Raw genomic sequence first — 15,210 nt, 5'->3', positions numbered from 1 at the left:
GAATGCTGCGCTACACCGTTCTGCGGATCCTGGTCTTCCTGGCCTTCCTGCTGGCCTTCTGGCTCGGGCTGGAGCTGGCCGGGCAGACCCCTCTGGGGCAGATGGGCATGGTGCTGCTCGTGGCGGCGGCCGCCCTGGCCTCGATGGTGGCCTCGCTCTTCCTGCTCAAGGCCCCGCGGCAGGACTTCTCCGCCCAGATCGACGACGCCATCGCCAAGCGGGAGGCCAAGCGCCAGCAGCGTCGGGCCGTGAGCGACGAGGCCGTCGAGGACGCCGCGGCGGAGCGCTCGGACGACGACTTCGTCTGAGCCGGGCCCTCCGGTCAGGAGTCCGAGGGGCTGGGCTCCGCGGGGCGCGAGGCGCTCGAGGGCGACGGGCTGGGTTCGGCGGTGCTGGGGTCCGCCTCGTCGAGGGGGCGGGTGCTCTCGGCGAGGCCGACCACCCAGTCACCGGTCGTCCCGGTGAAGGTGATCTCCACGCTGGTGGCCGGCTCGGCGAGCCCCCACCCCATGTCGAAGGGCTCCCCGTTGCAGAAGGCCCGAGCCAGCAGGGTCCGGCCCGGCCCGGGGTCGGCGGGCTCGCCGTCCGCGGCCAGGGGGCGGAGCTCCGCGGCGCCGTCCCCCGAGCACTCGACCGTCGCGGCGAGCCGGTGACGCGGCGCCTCGAGGTCCAGCTCGAGGGTGTCGGTGCCCGGCAGGGACCCGGCGCGGACGACGCCCGGGCGCCAGCCCCCGTCCTCGCCACCGACTCGCTGGAGCAGGTCCGCCTGCAGCTGCCGCGCCCGCTGCTCGGGCGTCAGCTCATCGGTGGCCTCCACCTCCCCGTCGGTGCCTTCCACCACGGCCAGAGCCAGGTCCACCTCGCCGCGGGGCAGGAGGGTCACCACGCGCTCCTCGCCCCGGGCCGGGAGATCCACCGGCTCCTCGGTGCCGCAGCGGAGGGTGCGGGTCTGGGGCTCCAGGCCGGTGATGCCGACGGCGCCCGGGTCGCCCTCGGCCCGCGAGGGGCAGTGCAGGACGAGGGTGTGGTCGCCCGCGGGGATCCGGACGTCGAGCCGCTTCCCCGCGAGCAGCGAGGGCCCCAGGACGGTGTCCTCCTCCTGCACCTCCAGCCGGTCGGCGGCCTCCTCGCTGACCGGCGGGAGGACCACCTCGTGGGCGGCGGCGGTCGCCCGGGTGCCCGTCGACGACGGGCTCTGCTCCTCCGGTGCGGGCTCCGAGGGGCTCGTCCCGGAGGGGTCCGGGGCCGGCTTCTCGGGGTCCGTGGAGCTGCACGCCCCGAGGGCGAGCACCCCCAGGAGGGTCAGGGCGGTCGGGCGGCGGGAGCGGCGCGGCACGGTCTTCTCCACGGGTGGGGATCACGGGCGATCCCGCATCGTCACACGACGTGCCCTGGCTCACATCCTCCTGGGGAGGGATCTCCGAGACGAGTCGGAGCCCCACGCCCCGGGAGGGGGATCTGGGTCAGCGGCCGGCCCACCACAGGCCGAGGCCCCAGAGGAGCCCGAGCACCAGCTGGAGCTTCCCGGTCTGACCGAGCACCGCGATGAGGGCCCGACCGCGGGCGCGCTGCAGCACGCTGCGGACCGGGGCCCAGGCGAGCGGCAGGGCGAGCAGGGCGAGGACCGCCGAGCTGTGCTGCAGACCGGAGACGAGCACCATGACGAAGGCCAGCACGATGAGCCCGACGTAGAGGCGGCGGGTCCGCTGCGCGCCGAGGCGGACGGCGAGCGTGATCTTCCCGGCCGTCGCGTCGCCGTCGATGTCGCGCAGGTTGTTCGTGAGGTTCAGTGCCGCGGCGACCGCGCCGATGCCGATCGCCCCGGCCACCCCCGCGAGGCTCAGGGTGTGCGCCTGCGTGACCTGGGTGCCGAGCACCGCCACGAGGCCGAAGAAGATGAACACCGCCACCTCGCCGAGGCCGCGGTAGCCGTAGGGGTTTGTGCCGCCGGTGTAGTTCCAGGCCGCCCACACCGCCGCCACGCCCGCCAGCAGCAGCCACCAGGTGCCCGAGAGCAGGCAGAGCAGGACGCCGGCCACCCCGGCCACCCCGAAGCAGGCGAAGGCCGCACGCTTCACCGTGCCCGGTGCGGCCAGCCGCTGCCCCACGAGGCGCACCGGGCCGACCCGCTCCTCGTCGGTGCCGCGGATGCCGTCGGAGTAGTCGTTGGCGTAGTTCACGCCCACCTGCAGGGCCAGCGCGACGACCAGGGCCAGCAGGGCGAACCCGAGGTGGCCGGCGTCGCCGTGGCCCGCCTCCTCGCGCAGGGCGAAGGCGGCACCGGTGCCCACCGCCACCGGTGCGACGGCCGCGGGCAGGGTGCGGGGGCGGGCGCCGTCGATCCACTGGGCGAGCGTGGCCATGGTCCTCCTGGGCAGGGGCGGGCGCGCCCTCGCAGGGGCGAGCGGTGGGTGGGTGTCCGGGCGCCGGTCGGTCCCGGCAGCCGGTCGATTCTCCCACCGGTGGCAGCCGGGAGCGCCAGTGGGCGGGCGGGCATGGCCATCAGGGGGGGCTACGGTCAGACCATGGAGCGGATGCGTGGGTGGGGAGTGCTGGCCGCGACCGGCGTCGCGATGGTGTGCGGCACGGTCGCCGGGTGCGGGGGCGAGGAGGAGCCCACTGCGGAGGGCTCGCCGGGTGCCTCGGCGTCCTGGACGCATGCCCTGCTGGAGCAGGAGACCCGGAAGGGCGAGCCGCTCCGCATCGTCACCGTCGAGCCGAACCCCGGGGAGGGTGATGACGCCCTGCTCGCCGGGCGCCTCGTGAACGTCGACGGGTGTGTCCGGGTCGACACCGGCCAGGGGGACCCGGTGCTGCCGATCTTCCCGCGCGACGCCGTGCTCCTGGAGGGCGGGAGCGTGGAGGGGGATCTGCTGTACGTCACCCAGAAGGGGCAGCCGCGCTACATCGGGACGCCGGAACGCCTCGGGGACGAGGTGGAGCTGGGCGGCGGGCTGAGCGACGAGGTCCCGGAGGAGGCCGAGGTCTGCGGCGAGGGCCCGGTCTTCCACGTCGTCGCCGAGCCGATGGAGGACTGACTCAGGGGCGTCGAGGGTGTGGGCGCGGGCAGGACGCGCAGCGTGTGACGGCGATACACTTGACTACCCGTAGTCAACCTGGGGAGCCGCCATGACCGTCGCCACCTCCGTGAAGCTGTCCGACGAGACCGGCCGCAAGCTCGAGCAGCTGGCCGCCGCCACCGGGCGCTCGAAGTCCTACTACCTCCGCGAGGCCGTGGAGACCCACATCGACCGCCTCCTCTACGAGTACGGCATCGTCCAGCGGGTCGAGGATGTCCGCGCCGGCCGCGAGGCCACCTACGGTCTCGACGAGGTGGAGGCGACAACGACCCGCAGACTCAGGGTCTGCATGAGTGAGGAGTGATGATGGCGCTCGGTGCGGACCTTCGTGATTACCGATTGTTGTGGATGGGGGGTATTCCGGCGGATGTGACGAGCACGGCGTTTGTGTTCGCCACGCCACTCATCGTGTTGCGGATGACGGATTCGGCGGGGGTCAGCGGTCTGGTGGCTGGTTTGCTGGGTTTGGCGGTGGTGGTGGGGCGTTCACCGGGTGGAGCCCTGGCTGATCGGTACGACCGGCGCCATCTCCTGGTGGCTTCGCAGCTGGGGCAGGCCGTCATCTTCGGAGTGATGGCTGCGGTGTTGTTCGCCGGGTCCACGTCGGTGGTGCTTTACGCGGGGTTGTCGATGCTCGTGGCGTTCATCGCCTCGACCAATGATGCGGCTGAGGATGCGGCAATCACGCAGGTGGTTCCGCAGGAACGCCTGGAGCAGTCGCACGGAGAGTACCAGGGGCGCAACCAGGCTGCTCAGCTGGCGGGCCCGGCGTTGGGTGGTGTGTTGCTGGGGGTGGGCCCCGGTTGGGTGTGCGCGGTCGCGGCGGTCGCGTGTGTGGTGGCCATGGTGTGCGACCTGCTCATCCAAGCGGACTTGAGTGTCGAGAAGTCCGAGGAGGAGAACTTCGCCCAGTCTGTCATGGCGGGTTTCTCCTACGTCGGGCGAGAGAGCGTGCTGCGTGACATATTGGGGGTGCAGTTCTTCTACAACCTGGCCGTCGCGGGACTGATGTTCTTCATGGTGATCGACCTGGAACGCGCAGGTGTCTCGGCCGGAGTCATCGGATTGCTCTCGGGTCTCCTGGGGGCTGTGGGCATCGCTGGTGCGGCCATAGTGCCTGCCGTGACCAAGCGCCTTTCGTTCCACCAGACGCAGTTGTTCTGTGTGTTCCTGACCGTGGTCTCGTTGGCGACCAGCGCGGCCCTCAGCGGCCATTGGGCAATGGCCATCCCTTTGGCGCTCAGCATCCTCATTGGGCCGAGCGCGGGGGCCGCTGTCTTTGCCCGCATCAGCCGCTCTGTCCCTCAAGAGCGCTTGGGGAGGGTCATCAGCGTGCAGGCGCTGAATGCCATGGGAGGCAGCGCTCTCTCCCGGCCGGCGGTGGGCTGGGCCTACGGTGGTCTGGGCGCGGTCAGCGGCGCCCTGCCGGTGGCTGCTGCGGTGATCTCCTTGGGGTGGGCGGTGGCGTTCTGGCGCAACGACGACGACCCCCAGTACCACCGGCCCCCGGAGCGTGACTGAATCGCTCGGTCTGCGCCCACTGAATGCTCAGGCTACTTCGTCCGGTTCGGTAGCGAGGCGCCGCAGCGCGCCACGGTCGTGCTTGCCCGGGCCGGTGAGCGGCATCGCCTCCACCCAGCGGACGGCGCGCGGGAGCGCGGACGCGGGCAGCGCCTCGCGCAGGGCGTCACGGAGCGTGGCCAGAGGGAGGCGCTCGCCGCGCGGCACGGCGACGACCGTCACCCGCTGGCCCCAGGTCTCGTCCGGGGCGCCCACGACGGCGCACTCGGCCACCTGCGGCAGGCAGCCCACCGCATCGGCGACGGGGCCGGGCGCGACCTTCACGCCGCCGGTGGTGATGAGGTCGTCCGCGCGGCCGGTGATGCGCAGGCGGCCGTCGGGGCCGATCTCGCCGAGGTCGTCGGTGACCAGGGTGCGGCGCGGGGTGCCGTCAGGGGCGGGTGGAGCGTCCTCGAGGCGGGCGCCCTGCCCGCCGGCGTGGGCACGGGAGGTGACGAGCTCGTCGTCGATCAGCCAGCCACGCGTCACCCACGGCGCGGTGAGGGTGACGCGGCCCGCCTCGGTGCGTCCGATCTCGACCCCGGGCAGGGGGAGGCCGTCGTACACGCACCCGCCGCAGGTCTCGGTGGAGCCGTAGGTGCGGACCACCGGCAGGCCGGCCGTGGCGGCCCGCTCGGCCACGGCGGCCGGTAGGGCGGCGCCGCCGACCAGGACGGCGTCGGTGGCCGCGGTGACGGCGCAGGCCGTGGCGGGGTCCTCGGTAAGGCGGGCGACCTGGGTGGGGACCAGGGAGAGATAGGTGCGGGTTGTCGGGTCGGCCTCCCGGGCGGTGGTGAGGTCCGCGGCCAGGCGGGTGGGGTCGAAGGAGCCCTCGGCGCCGGTGGTGATCAGGGGCTCGACCCCGGCGACGGTGGCCCGCACCAGGACCTGCACCCCGGCGATGTGGCCCGGGGGCAGGGCGAGCACCCAGCGCCCGGTGCCCCCGAGGAGCTCATGGGTGGCTGTCGCGCTGGCTCGCAGGTCGGCGCCGCGGAGCAGGGCACGGGCGGGGCTGCCGGTGGAGCCGGAGGTGCCCAGCGCGAGCTCACGCTCGCCGGCCAGCACGGGGGCGAGGGCGGCGCGTACGGCGTCGGCGGTGGTGTCCGGCGGGATGGTGACGGGGGCGGGGGGCGACATCGGCCCGAGCGTATGTGAGCAGGTCCGCACGCGGAGGTCCGAGGGCGGTACGTGCGAGGCTGGGGTCATGACGACCTGGGGTATCCACAACGACACGTTGACCACTGAACTCCTCGACGAGGGCTTCGTGAGTGTCGGGTGGGATGAAGTCGGGGACCTCCGCAGCATCGGCGACGACCAAGAGGCCGTGAAGTCCCGGTTGCGCTCCCTCTACCCCCACAAGAAGCCGCGGGCCATCGCCTCGTGGGCGGGCATTCTGCGCCGCTTCGCCTTCATCATGCAGCCGGGTGACGTGATCGTGGCCCCCTACAAGCCTGACGGGACCGTGAACCTTGGCGTGGTCAGTGGCGACTACTACTTCGACGCTGATGCATCCGTTCACCAGCACCGACGTCCGGTCGACTGGCGCGTGGTGGGCATTCCCCGCGCCAAGTTCAGCCAGTCGGCGCTCTACGAGATCGGTGCCTTCATCACGATCTTCCGGATCTCTCGTCACGAGGAGGAGTTCCGGGCCGCCCTCGATGCTGGTGGTGTGGAGGAGGCGCAGGAGCACCTGGATCAGAGGGAGGGTCGCCTCGCAGGTCAGGAGAGTCCGGCGCGCGAGGTGGAGCTGGACGTGCCGGCCGTGGATCCGTCGAGTGGGGAGGACGAGGACCGCATCACCGCGGGGCGGGTTGACCGTCTCACACGTGACTTCGTGCTGTCTCGACTTCAGCGGCCCTGGGTCTCTGACGCCGAGTTCGAGCAGCTCACGGCGGACATCCTGCAGTCGATGGGGTATATCGCCCGGGTCACGCAGTACTCGCGCGACGGCGGTGTTGACGTGCTGGCACACCGGGACCCGCTCGGCATCGAGCCGCCGCTCATCAAAGTGCAGTGCAAGCACACGACCAATCGGGTGTCCGTGGCGGATGTGCGGAGCCTCGTGGGCACACTCGACCACAACGAGGTGGGGGTGTTCGTCACGCTGGGTAGCTATCCCGCTGACGCATTGAACCTCGAGCGCTCGCGTCAGCGGCTCCGCCTCATCAGCGGTGAGGAGCTCGTGGAGCTCTTTCTCACCCACTACGAGGAGCTGCCGCGACAGTGGCGGGCTCTCGTCCCGCTGTCCCGGGTCTACGTCGTGGACGACACGGCCGAGGAGTGATCGCTCCTCAGTAGTACCAGGGGTGCGCGGACCAGTCCGGGTCGCGCTTCTCCAGGAAGGCCTCCTTGCCCTCCACGGCCTCGTCGGTCATGTACGCCAGCCGCGTGGCCTCCCCGGCGAACACCTGCTGGCCCATGAGGCCGTCGTCGGCGAGGTTGAAGGCGAACTTCAGCATCCGCTGGGCGGTGGGGGACTTGCCGAGGATCTCGCGGGCCACCTGGATGCCCTCGGCCTCGAGCTCCTCGTGCTCGGTCACGATGTTCACCGCGCCCATCCGCTGCATCGTCTCGGCGTCGTAGGTGCGGCCCAGGAAGAAGATCTCGCGGGCGAACTTCTGCCCCACCTGCTGGGCCAGGTAGGCGCTGCCGTACCCGGCGTCGAAGGAGCCGACGTCCGCGTCGGTCTGCTTGAAGCGCGCGTGCTGGCGGGAGGCCAGGGTCATGTCGCAGACCACGTGGAGCGAGTGCCCGCCGCCGGCCGCCCAGCCGTTCACCAGGGCGATGACGACCTTCGGCATCGTGCGGATCAGGCGCTGCACCTCGAGGATGTGGAGGCGGCCGCCCTCGGCCTTCGTGCGGGCCTCGTCGACGCTGGAGGCGTCCGCGGCGGCCACGTCGGCGTCGTGCTCGGTGGCGTACTGGTATCCGGAGCGGCCGCGGATGCGCTGGTCCCCGCCGGAGCAGAAGGCCCAGCCGCCGTCCTTCGCCGAGGGGCCGTTGCCGGTGAGGAGGACGACGCCCACGTCCGGGGAGCGGCGGGCGTGGTCGAGGGTGCGGTACAGCTCGTCGACCGTGTGGGGGCGGAAGGCGTTGCGCACCTCCGGGCGGTCGAAGGCGATCCGGACGACGCCGAGGGTGCGGTCGGTGCGCCCGCCGACGCCCACCGCGGGCAGGGTCGAGCGGTGGTAGGTGATGTCGGTGAGCTCCTCGAAGCCCGGGACGGTCGCCCAGGCGGTGGGGTCGAAGGTCTCGCTCACGGGGCGCGGGGTGGGGGTGGCGTCGTCCATGGGGACAGGGTAGGTGGGGCGGGGTGTGGGGACTCGCGACGGAGAAGCCGTTCGTCCACATGTTCTATCGAAGGGTGGCGCATGTTCTATCCTTGTGCTATCTTTGTACTAGTTGATCGCCGAGGGGGTGAGGACGGATGACCGACGCTGCTGGGGTGGGGTGTGGGCCCTGGGAGGCCCTGGAGGAGGCCTTCGCGCGGGCCAACGGGGCCGTGGACGAGCTGATGGCGGCGATGGCCGAGGCGGGCCGGGACGGTGGCGCGCCCGGCCCCCGGGAGCTGGAGTGGCTCGCCCGGTCGGCGGCGGCCTTCTCGGCGCGCGGTGACCGGGTGCGGCAACGTTCCTTCGGGGTGCTCCGGGCGGCGCGGGAGAGCGGTCGGGCGTCGCACGACGACGACAGCCAGTACGTGGCTCGCAAGACGGCGGGGGACGGACGACGCGCGCGGCGGGACCAGTGGTTGGCCGAGGCCCTGGGCAACGACGCCCCGGTGCTGCGGGGCGAGAACGGCACGGAGCGGGGTGGCGAGGCGCCGGGACGGGCCACGGAGGGCGGCCCGCGGCCGCTCGCGACGGCGATGGACCGGGGGCTGGTGCGGGAGGAGCAGGCCCGGGTGGTGCTCGCTGCGGTGGAGGACCTGCCGGAGAGCCACGACGCCGCGGTGAGGCGACGGTTCGAGGCCGAGCTGGGCGAGAAGGCCCAGCAGCTGACACCGCGCCAGCTGCGGGTGGCCGCGCGCCGTCTGCTCGAGGAGTACGGGGTGCCCCGGGCGGAGGTCGAGCGCCGGCACGAGGGCCGCGTGCGCGAGCGCGAGGAGCAGTCCCTGGCCAGTGCCCAGTTCTGGATGAAGGACAACGGCGACGGCACGTGGTTCGGCCAGTTCACCCTCCCGGAGCTGCAGGCCCACATGCTCGACAAGGTCATCGGGGCGCTGGCCAGCCCGCGGCGTCGTGGCACCCCGGGGGCGGGTGTCGAGGAGGTGGTCGACTGGCGCCACGAGCGCGGGCGGGCCTTCGCGGAGCTCGTGGACCACCTGCCGGCCGACGAGCTGGGTGCCAAGACCAACGCCGTCGTGATGGTCATGACCGACCTCGAGACCCTGCGGGGCGAGACCGACCGCGCCGGGGTCACCGACAGCGGGGCAGAGGTGAGCGCCGGGCAGGTGCGCCGACTGGCCGCCTCCGCCGGGATCATCCCCGTCGTCATGGGTGGGCCCTCGCAGCCGCTCGACCTGGGGCGGCAGACCCGGGTCTTCAGCACCTCGCAGCGTGCCGCCCTGGTCTCCCGGTACGACGCCTGCGCCGAGGAGCACTGCGACCGGCCGCTCGCCTGGTGCGAGATCCACCACGAACAACCCTGGGTGTCCACCACCTGGTCGGACGGGCGCTGGAGCGGACCACCGGGGCGGACGGACCTGCGGAATGCGATCCCCCTGTGCGGGCGACACCACCGGAGGCTGGCGGACCGGTCCTACCGCCACACCGTGGAGCGGGACGCGCACGGGCGAGCCACGGTGCGCTTCCACCTGCACCGGGAGCCGGCGCGCCGCGATCCGGCACCGCAGGTCCTGGCACCGGATGCTCCGACGCAGCGCGAGGCCGCCCGTGGGTAGCCTCAGGAGCGTGCTCAGCCCCGACCGTCCCCAGGCCCTCGACGACCCGACGCTGGGCCGTGCCCTGCCGCCGCTCGAGGAGCTCCTCGACGAGCTGGTCGTCGTGCAGCTCCCGCTGGTGGCGCGCTTCCGAGGGATCACCGTCCGGGAGACCGCCCTGGTGCGGGGGCCGCTCGGGTGGGCGGAGTTCGCGCCCTTCACCGAGTACGACGACGCCGAGGCCTCCCGCTGGCTGTCGGCGACGCTCGAGGCCGGGTGGTGGGGCTGGCCGGACCCGGTCCGCGAGGCGGTGGAGGTGAACGCCACCGTCCCGGCGGTCGAGGCCGGTCAGGTGCCCGGGGTCCTCGCGCGCTTCCCCGGCTGCACCACGGCCAAGATCAAGGTGGCCGAGCAGGGGGCGCTCGTCCAGGACGCCGCCCAGCTGGGTGGCGTGAGCGACCGCGCCGACCGGGCCCGGATCGCAGCGGCGCGGGAGGTGCTCGGCGAGGGCGCCGCGCTCCGGCTGGACGCGAACGGGGCCTGGTCGGTGCCCCACGCGCTGGACTTCCTGACCCGGTTGGCCGAGGACGGCGAGCGGCTCGAGTACGTCGAGCAGCCCTGCGCCACGGTCGAGGAGCTGGCCGACCTGCGGGAGGGGCTCGCCCGGCGCGGGGTGTCGGTGCGGATCGCGGCCGACGAGTCGATCCGTCGGGCGCAGGACCCCCTGCGGGTCAGGGAGCTGGCTGCCGCGGACGTCGTCGTGGTGAAGGCCGCGCCCCTCGGCGGGGTGAGCGCTGCCCGCCAGGTGCTGGACGCCGCGGGGCTGCCGGTGGTGGTCAGCTCCGCCCTGGAGTCGAGCGTGGGGCTGGCCTCCGGGGTGGCGCTCGCCGCCACGGTGCCTGCCCTGCAGGGAGCCTGCGGCCTGGGGACCGTCCGGCTCCTCGCCGAGGACGTGACCACCGACTCCCTGTCCCCGGTCGGCGGGCGGATCGACCTGCGTCGCGTGGAGCCCGACCGGCGCGTGGCGCTGGCCGCGCCGGAACGCCGGGAGTGGTGGGCGGACCGGCTCAGCCGGTGCCACCGACTGCTCCGTCGGGGTCAGATCGGGCGGAGGTCGTAGACCATGATCGCGATGAAGGTCACCGCGGCCACGAGCACCGCCCCGTTGATGGCCCCGCGCCGCACGAGCTGCCCACGCGTCGGTTCGGGAGCCTTGCGCCAGAAGGTCAGGCGGCGCCAGGTGCGGTCCTGGGCCTTCGGGTTCAACACCCCCATGAGGGACACCACGCACAGCAGGAGGCACAGGGCCACGAACAGCTTCGCTCCGGTGGGCACGGGCTCTCCTCGAGGGCGGTGGGGCGCGTGGGGTCAGGGTGTCACACGTCATCGGTGGGTCCGTGGCGTATCCCCAACTAGGATGCGGTCATGACCCAGCCACCCCCGGGCCCGACCGGTCAGTACGCCTACCACCCGCAACCTCACCCGCGGCGGAAGGGTCTGCTGCCGCTGATCCTCGGGGGGCTGACCCTCCTCGTGGGGACCCCGCTGGCCCTCTTCCTCCCCCTCGCGCTCGGCATGGGGGACCTCTTCGGTGCCGTCCTCGACCCGATCGAGCAGGGAGACACGCGCTACCTGCCCGGTGGTGAGGAGCGGGTCCTCTACGCCGCCACCACCGACACCAGCGGCGTCGAGCCCGGCCAGTGCCACGTCACCGGCCCCCAGGGCGAGGAGCTCGACCTCCACTCGGTGATCACCACCGACGTGCAGGACAGCGACTTCCTGTGGCGCTTCACGACCGCCGAGGCGGGGGACCACACCTTCGACTGCGGCGCCGACACCCCGATGGCCGTGGCCCCCGGGGACGCCGCCGACGGCGTGGTGACCTGGGCGCTGGTCGCCTTCGGCCTGGGCACCCTGGCCTTCCTGATCGGCCTGGGGCTCATCACCTGGGGCATCGTCCAGCTCATCCGGACCGGCAAGCGGACCGACAGCGGCCTCCAGCAGGGGCCCGGCGGCCCCGCCGGAGCGCACGGGCCCCGGGGTGCCGCGCAGGGCCCGACCGGTCACCCCGCCCCCGGGGCGGAGCCGTGGCAGCAGGCCGGTCAGGACGCCGCCCCGCTCCGGGGTGGCACGCCCACCGGCCCCGTCCACGCCGCGACCGGATCCACCCGGGACCCCCACCCCCTGCACGGCGTCACCGGCCGCCCGGCCCCGCAGTACGGCCAGTACGCGCCCGGCCACGAGGCGTCGAGCGGCACCAGCGGCGGCGAGGCCGGCAACGGTCGGGGGGACGGGAGCGGCCCGGAGGGCCCCCGGGCCGTAGACTGAGGGCTCTGACGCCGCCCCCTCCGGGCGGCCGTGCTGCTCTCGGCCCGATGGCCGGGCCACACCCACCTGGACCCCGCCCGCGCGCGGGTCACGTGTTCGAGGAGTCTCTGTGCCGACCGGCAAGGTGAAGTTCTACAACGCCGACAAGGGCTTCGGGTTCATCGGCGACGAATCCGGGGCCGACGTGTTCCTCGGCGCCGCCGCGCTGCCCGAGGGGGTCACGAGCCTGCGGGCCGGGACCCGGCTGGAGTACAGCATCGTGCAGGGCCGCAAGGGCAGCCAGGCCATGCACGTCCAGGTCCTCGACGCCCCGCCGTCCGTGCAGCGAGGGCGCACCCTGCGGGACCGGAAGCCGGCCGACGAGATGGCCGTCGTGGTGGAGGACCTCATCCGGCTCCTCGACGACGCCTCCAACCAGCTGCGTGCCGGTCGGTACCCCGACACCCGGCACGGCACCACCCTCGCCAAGGCCCTGCGGGCCGTGGCCGACCAGTTCGAGGCAGGACGCTGATGCCCACCCAGACCCCCACCCAGGGCGAGCGCAACCGTGCCGCCCGTGGTGACCAGACGCTGATGTCCGCTGTCGGCCGGGCCCGGGAGGCGCTCCACGGTGTGGCCGCCCCCGGCGCCGTGGGCGGCCACACCCAGGCCTACCCGGTGGCCGAACGCCTGGTGACGCACGTCTTCGAGTGCCTCCTGCCCGGTTACGTGGGCTGGCAGTGGGAGGTCACCGTCGCCCGTGCGCCGCGCAGCAAGCGGGTGACCGTCTGCGAGACGCACCTGGTGCCCGGTGACGGTGCGCTGCTCTCCCCGGAGTGGGTGCCCTGGGCCGAGCGCGTGCGCCCGGAGGACCTCGGTGCCGGTCAGGGTGGCACGGTCGAGGAGCCGCAACTGGTGCTGGTGGCCGCGCAGAACCTCTCCCAGGGCACCGCCGAGCGGCAGAGCGAGCTGATCCCCGCCGTGTGCGAGTGCTGCGACACGCACGGCTTCATCGTGCCGGTCGAGATCCGCCAGGAGGAGAAGGCCGGCGTCACCCGCCGCGAGCCCGACCCGCTGCCCCCGCCCCTGGTGGACGACTACGAGATCGAGCTCGTCGACCCGGCCGAGCTGCGTGCCGAGGAGGCGGTCCCGGAGTCCTCCGAGTCCGACTCCACCGCGGGGGAGACCAGCTCCGACGACCCGGCCGAGCAGGCTCAGCCGGAGGCGGAGACCGGCGAGGCCGCCGAGGGTGCGCGGTGAGCGCTCTGCTCGAGCGCACCTTCCACCTGGAGGAGCGCGGCACCACCGTGGCCCGGGAGGTCCGCGGCGGACTGGTCACCTTCTTCACGATGGCCTACATCATCGTGCTCAACCCGCTGATGATCGGCACGGTCGCCGACGGCACCGGCCAGTTCCTCGGCGGCGGGGACACCCCCAACATCGCGATGGTGGCCGCGGCGACCGCCCTGGTGGCGGGCGTCATGAGCATCCTCATGGGCGTGGTGGCCAACTACCCGCTCGCCCTGGCCGCCGGGCTCGGCCTCAACGCCTTCGTCGCCTTCGGGGTGGCCAGCCTGCCGGAGGTCACCTGGGCCGACGCGATGGGCCTGGTGGTCCTCGAGGGCCTCATCATCCTGCTGCTGGTGCTCACCGGTTTCCGGGAGGCCGTCTTCCGCGCCATCCCCGCCGAGCTCAAGACGGCCATCAGCGTCGGCATCGGCCTGTTCATCGCCTTCGTCGGCCTGGTCGACGCGGGCATCGTCCGCAAGCCGCAGGGCGGCCCGGTCCCGGTCGAGATGGGGGTGGGTGGCTTCCTCGCGGGGTGGCCGACCCTCGTCTTCGTCCTCGGCCTGCTGGCCATCGTGGTGATGATGGTGCGCGGGGTCCGGGGGGCGATCCTCTACGGGATCCTCGGCTCCACGATCCTGGCGATGGTGCTCGAGGCCGTCGTCGGCATCGGCGCCCAGACCGACGAGTCCGGCGAGCTGGTGAACCCGGAGGGCTGGGGGCTCAACGTCCCGAGCCTCCCGGAGACGATCGTGCAGGTGCCGGACTTCGGCCTGATCGGTGAGTTCAACCTGCTCGGCTCGTTCAGCTCCATCGGTGTGGTCGGGGCGATGCTCCTGGTCTTCACCCTGCTGCTCGCCGACTTCTTCGACACGATGGGCACGATGGTGGCCGTGGGGGCCGAGGCCGACCTGCTCGACGAGGAGGGCAACCCGCCGAACGCCCAGCGCATCCTGGTGGTGGACTCGCTGGCCGCCGTGGCCGGTGGCGTCGGCTCCATCAGCTCGAACACCTCGTTCATCGAGTCCGCCTCCGGCGTCGGCGAGGGTGCCCGCACCGGCCTCGCCAGCGTGGTCACCGGTGTGCTCTTCCTGCTGGCCACCTTCCTGGCCCCGCTGGTGAGCGTGGTGCCCTACGAGGCCGCCACCCCGGCCCTCGTGGTCGTCGGCTTCCTCATGATGCAGCAGGTCACCGGGATCCCCTGGGAGCGGCTGGACATCGCCGTCCCGGCCTTCCTGACGATCATCCTCATGCCCTTCACGTACTCCATCACCGCGGGCATCGGGGCCGGCTTCGTGAGCTACGTGGTCCTGCAGGTCGCCCAGGGGCGGGCCCGGCACCTCCACCCGCTCATGTGGATCATCGCGGTGATGTTCCTCCTGTACTTCGGCATCGATCCCCTCCGCGAGATGGCAGGTCTGTGATGAGTCATGAAACCCGACGAGTGATCGTCATGATCACGCTCGTGGCCCTGATCCTCGGGCCGATGGTGTTCGCCGCCTTCGGCTGAGTCGTCCCCGAGCGCGACACGGCCCGGAACCCCTCGGTGGGTTCCGGGCCGTGCCGCGTCCGCCGGGGTGCTCAGCGGCCGGACCCGGTGGGCTCGGGGCTGCTGGTGGGGGTGTCGCTGTCGGAGCTCCCTCCGCCCCAGCCGCTGCTGGAGGAGCTCCCTCCAGACCCTCCGCCCCAGCTGCTGCTGGAGGAGGAGCCCCCGCCCCAGCGGTTGCTGCTGGACCACGTCCGGGTGGTCTCGCTGACCACGCTCGGGGCGTTCGGGGCCGGGGTGGGGCGCGGGGTGGTCGAGGAGGGGCTGGACGAGCTGGTGGGGGTGCCCGGGACCGGCTCCTCGGCCGACGAGCTCCCGTCCTCGGACGGCCCCGACTCGCTGGCCTCCTCCGAGCCGACCGGGCCTCCCGTGTCCCGGGCGTCGGTCGACTCCTCGGCGGAGGGCGTCTCCTCCGCAGCCGGTGCCTCCCCGGCCTGCGAGGTGGTCGGGTCCTCCTCCTGGCCACCCGAGCAGCCGGCGAGGCCGAGCGCGAGCAGGGAGGCCGCCGCGAGGGCGGGCCGGACCGGTCGGGGCGGGAAGGAAGGAGACAT

At 73.0% G+C, this 15,210-nt stretch carries 17 protein-coding genes; 11 read left to right on the top strand and 6 right to left on the bottom strand.

Annotated elements, in window-relative coordinates; translation table 11 throughout:
• Nucleotides 1–2: 2 nt before the first annotated feature.
• Complete coding sequence (locus tag CFT82_RS04965; RefSeq protein ID WP_088817911.1) at nt 3–308, top strand: DUF4229 domain-containing protein; 306 nt, start codon at nt 3–5, stop codon at nt 306–308.
• Nucleotides 309–322: 14 nt separating this feature from the next.
• Here the strand turns inward: CFT82_RS04965 and CFT82_RS04960 are convergent, their stop codons facing one another.
• Both CFT82_RS04960 and CFT82_RS04955 read right to left on the bottom strand, forming a co-directional pair.
• Complete coding sequence (locus tag CFT82_RS04960; RefSeq protein WP_143469491.1) at nt 323–1,336, bottom strand: hypothetical protein; 1,014 nt, start codon at nt 1,334–1,336, stop codon at nt 323–325.
• A 127-nt stretch (nt 1,337–1,463) separates the two neighbouring features.
• The gene (locus CFT82_RS04955; RefSeq protein ID WP_088817909.1) at nt 1,464–2,363 is read right to left on the bottom strand and encodes a 1,4-dihydroxy-2-naphthoate polyprenyltransferase; all 900 of its coding nucleotides are present in this window, start codon (nt 2,361–2,363) and stop codon (nt 1,464–1,466) included.
• A 162-nt stretch (nt 2,364–2,525) separates the two neighbouring features.
• On the opposite strand from CFT82_RS04955, the gene CFT82_RS11695 reads away from it, so the two are divergent.
• From CFT82_RS11695 to CFT82_RS04940, 3 genes are all read left to right on the top strand, one after another.
• The gene (locus CFT82_RS11695; RefSeq protein WP_159461862.1) at nt 2,526–3,038 is read left to right on the top strand and encodes a hypothetical protein; all 513 of its coding nucleotides are present in this window, start codon (nt 2,526–2,528) and stop codon (nt 3,036–3,038) included.
• Between the two features lie 91 nt (nt 3,039–3,129).
• The gene (gene relB, locus CFT82_RS04945) at nt 3,130–3,384 is read left to right on the top strand and encodes a type II toxin-antitoxin system RelB family antitoxin (RefSeq protein ID WP_088817907.1); all 255 of its coding nucleotides are present in this window, start codon (nt 3,130–3,132) and stop codon (nt 3,382–3,384) included.
• Entirely contained in the window at nt 3,384–4,601 is a 1,218-nt protein-coding gene (locus CFT82_RS04940; protein WP_143469490.1) for an MFS transporter, read from the top strand. The genes relB and CFT82_RS04940 overlap by 1 nt, the downstream gene beginning before the upstream one ends.
• Before the next feature lie 27 nt (nt 4,602–4,628).
• On the opposite strand, the gene CFT82_RS04935 is transcribed toward CFT82_RS04940, so the two are convergent.
• Nucleotides 4,629–5,777 (bottom strand): AMP-binding protein, encoded by a 1,149-nt coding sequence (locus tag CFT82_RS04935; RefSeq protein ID WP_143469489.1) that lies wholly within the window; start codon nt 5,775–5,777, stop codon nt 4,629–4,631.
• Between the two features lie 67 nt (nt 5,778–5,844).
• Between CFT82_RS04935 and CFT82_RS04930 the strand changes: the two genes are divergently transcribed.
• Nucleotides 5,845–6,924: a restriction endonuclease gene (locus CFT82_RS04930; protein ID WP_088817904.1), complete on the top strand. Its 1,080-nt coding sequence runs from the start codon at nt 5,845–5,847 to the stop codon at nt 6,922–6,924.
• Between the two features lie 7 nt (nt 6,925–6,931).
• Here CFT82_RS04930 and CFT82_RS04925 read toward each other — a convergent pair whose 3' ends face one another.
• Complete coding sequence (locus tag CFT82_RS04925) at nt 6,932–7,930, bottom strand: 1,4-dihydroxy-2-naphthoyl-CoA synthase (RefSeq protein WP_088817903.1); 999 nt, start codon at nt 7,928–7,930, stop codon at nt 6,932–6,934.
• Nucleotides 7,931–8,067: 137 nt separating this feature from the next.
• On the opposite strand from CFT82_RS04925, the gene CFT82_RS04920 reads away from it, so the two are divergent.
• Nucleotides 8,068–9,540: an HNH endonuclease signature motif containing protein gene (locus tag CFT82_RS04920; RefSeq protein ID WP_088817902.1), complete on the top strand. Its 1,473-nt coding sequence runs from the start codon at nt 8,068–8,070 to the stop codon at nt 9,538–9,540.
• A gap of 10 nt (nt 9,541–9,550) precedes the next feature.
• Nucleotides 9,551–10,639 carry an o-succinylbenzoate synthase gene (locus tag CFT82_RS04915; RefSeq protein WP_234994273.1) on the top strand — a complete coding sequence of 363 codons (1,089 nt, stop codon included), beginning with the start codon at nt 9,551–9,553 and terminating at the stop codon, nt 10,637–10,639.
• Here CFT82_RS04915 and CFT82_RS04910 read toward each other — a convergent pair.
• Complete coding sequence (locus tag CFT82_RS04910; RefSeq protein WP_088817900.1) at nt 10,618–10,854, bottom strand: hypothetical protein; 237 nt, start codon at nt 10,852–10,854, stop codon at nt 10,618–10,620. The two genes, CFT82_RS04915 and CFT82_RS04910, sit on opposite strands and share 22 nt — an antisense overlap.
• 90 nt (nt 10,855–10,944) lie before the next feature.
• On the opposite strand from CFT82_RS04910, the gene CFT82_RS04905 reads away from it, so the two are divergent.
• The 4 genes from CFT82_RS04905 (at nt 10,945) to CFT82_RS04890 (ending at nt 14,537) form a co-directional block, all read left to right on the top strand.
• Nucleotides 10,945–11,847, top strand: coding sequence for a hypothetical protein (locus CFT82_RS04905; protein ID WP_088817899.1), 903 nt, complete (start codon nt 10,945–10,947; stop codon nt 11,845–11,847).
• Between the two features lie 109 nt (nt 11,848–11,956).
• Entirely contained in the window at nt 11,957–12,358 is a 402-nt protein-coding gene (locus CFT82_RS04900) for a cold-shock protein (protein WP_088817898.1), read from the top strand.
• Nucleotides 12,358–13,086, top strand: coding sequence for a DUF3027 domain-containing protein (locus CFT82_RS04895; protein WP_088817897.1), 729 nt, complete (start codon nt 12,358–12,360; stop codon nt 13,084–13,086). The genes CFT82_RS04900 and CFT82_RS04895 overlap by 1 nt, the downstream gene beginning before the upstream one ends.
• Entirely contained in the window at nt 13,083–14,537 is a 1,455-nt protein-coding gene (locus tag CFT82_RS04890; RefSeq protein WP_088817896.1) for an NCS2 family permease, read from the top strand. The genes CFT82_RS04895 and CFT82_RS04890 overlap by 4 nt, the downstream gene beginning before the upstream one ends.
• A gap of 157 nt (nt 14,538–14,694) precedes the next feature.
• Here the strand turns inward: CFT82_RS04890 and CFT82_RS11485 are convergent, their stop codons facing one another.
• Nucleotides 14,695–15,210, bottom strand: a complete 516-nt coding sequence (locus CFT82_RS11485; protein WP_143469488.1) for a hypothetical protein — start codon at nt 15,208–15,210, stop codon at nt 14,695–14,697.

The organism is Kytococcus aerolatus (assembly GCF_900187395.1).
Taxonomy (GTDB): Bacteria; Actinomycetota; Actinomycetes; order Actinomycetales; family Dermatophilaceae; genus Kytococcus; species Kytococcus aerolatus.
This window is presented reverse-complemented; position numbering and strand designations above follow the sequence as displayed.

Bases quoted from the DNA above. Each gene is read 5' to 3' on its own strand.
- relB (WP_088817907.1), top strand. From the start codon at position 3,130: ATGACCGTCGCCACCTCCGTGAAGCTGTCCGACGAGACCGGCCGCAAG.
- CFT82_RS11485 (WP_143469488.1), bottom strand. From the start codon at position 15,210: ATGTCTCCTTCCTTCCCGCCCCGACCGGTCCGGCCCGCCCTCGCGGCG.
- CFT82_RS04965 (WP_088817911.1), top strand. From the start codon at position 3: ATGCTGCGCTACACCGTTCTGCGGATCCTGGTCTTCCTGGCCTTCCTG.
- CFT82_RS04930 (WP_088817904.1), top strand. From the start codon at position 5,845: ATGACGACCTGGGGTATCCACAACGACACGTTGACCACTGAACTCCTC.
- CFT82_RS04955 (WP_088817909.1), bottom strand. From the start codon at position 2,363: ATGGCCACGCTCGCCCAGTGGATCGACGGCGCCCGCCCCCGCACCCTG.
- CFT82_RS11695 (WP_159461862.1), top strand. From the start codon at position 2,526: ATGGAGCGGATGCGTGGGTGGGGAGTGCTGGCCGCGACCGGCGTCGCG.
- CFT82_RS04905 (WP_088817899.1), top strand. From the start codon at position 10,945: ATGACCCAGCCACCCCCGGGCCCGACCGGTCAGTACGCCTACCACCCG.
- CFT82_RS04935 (WP_143469489.1), bottom strand. From the start codon at position 5,777: ATGTCGCCCCCCGCCCCCGTCACCATCCCGCCGGACACCACCGCCGAC.
- CFT82_RS04940 (WP_143469490.1), top strand. From the start codon at position 3,384: ATGATGGCGCTCGGTGCGGACCTTCGTGATTACCGATTGTTGTGGATG.
- CFT82_RS04920 (WP_088817902.1), top strand. From the start codon at position 8,068: ATGACCGACGCTGCTGGGGTGGGGTGTGGGCCCTGGGAGGCCCTGGAG.
- CFT82_RS04925 (WP_088817903.1), bottom strand. From the start codon at position 7,930: ATGGACGACGCCACCCCCACCCCGCGCCCCGTGAGCGAGACCTTCGAC.
- CFT82_RS04895 (WP_088817897.1), top strand. From the start codon at position 12,358: ATGCCCACCCAGACCCCCACCCAGGGCGAGCGCAACCGTGCCGCCCGT.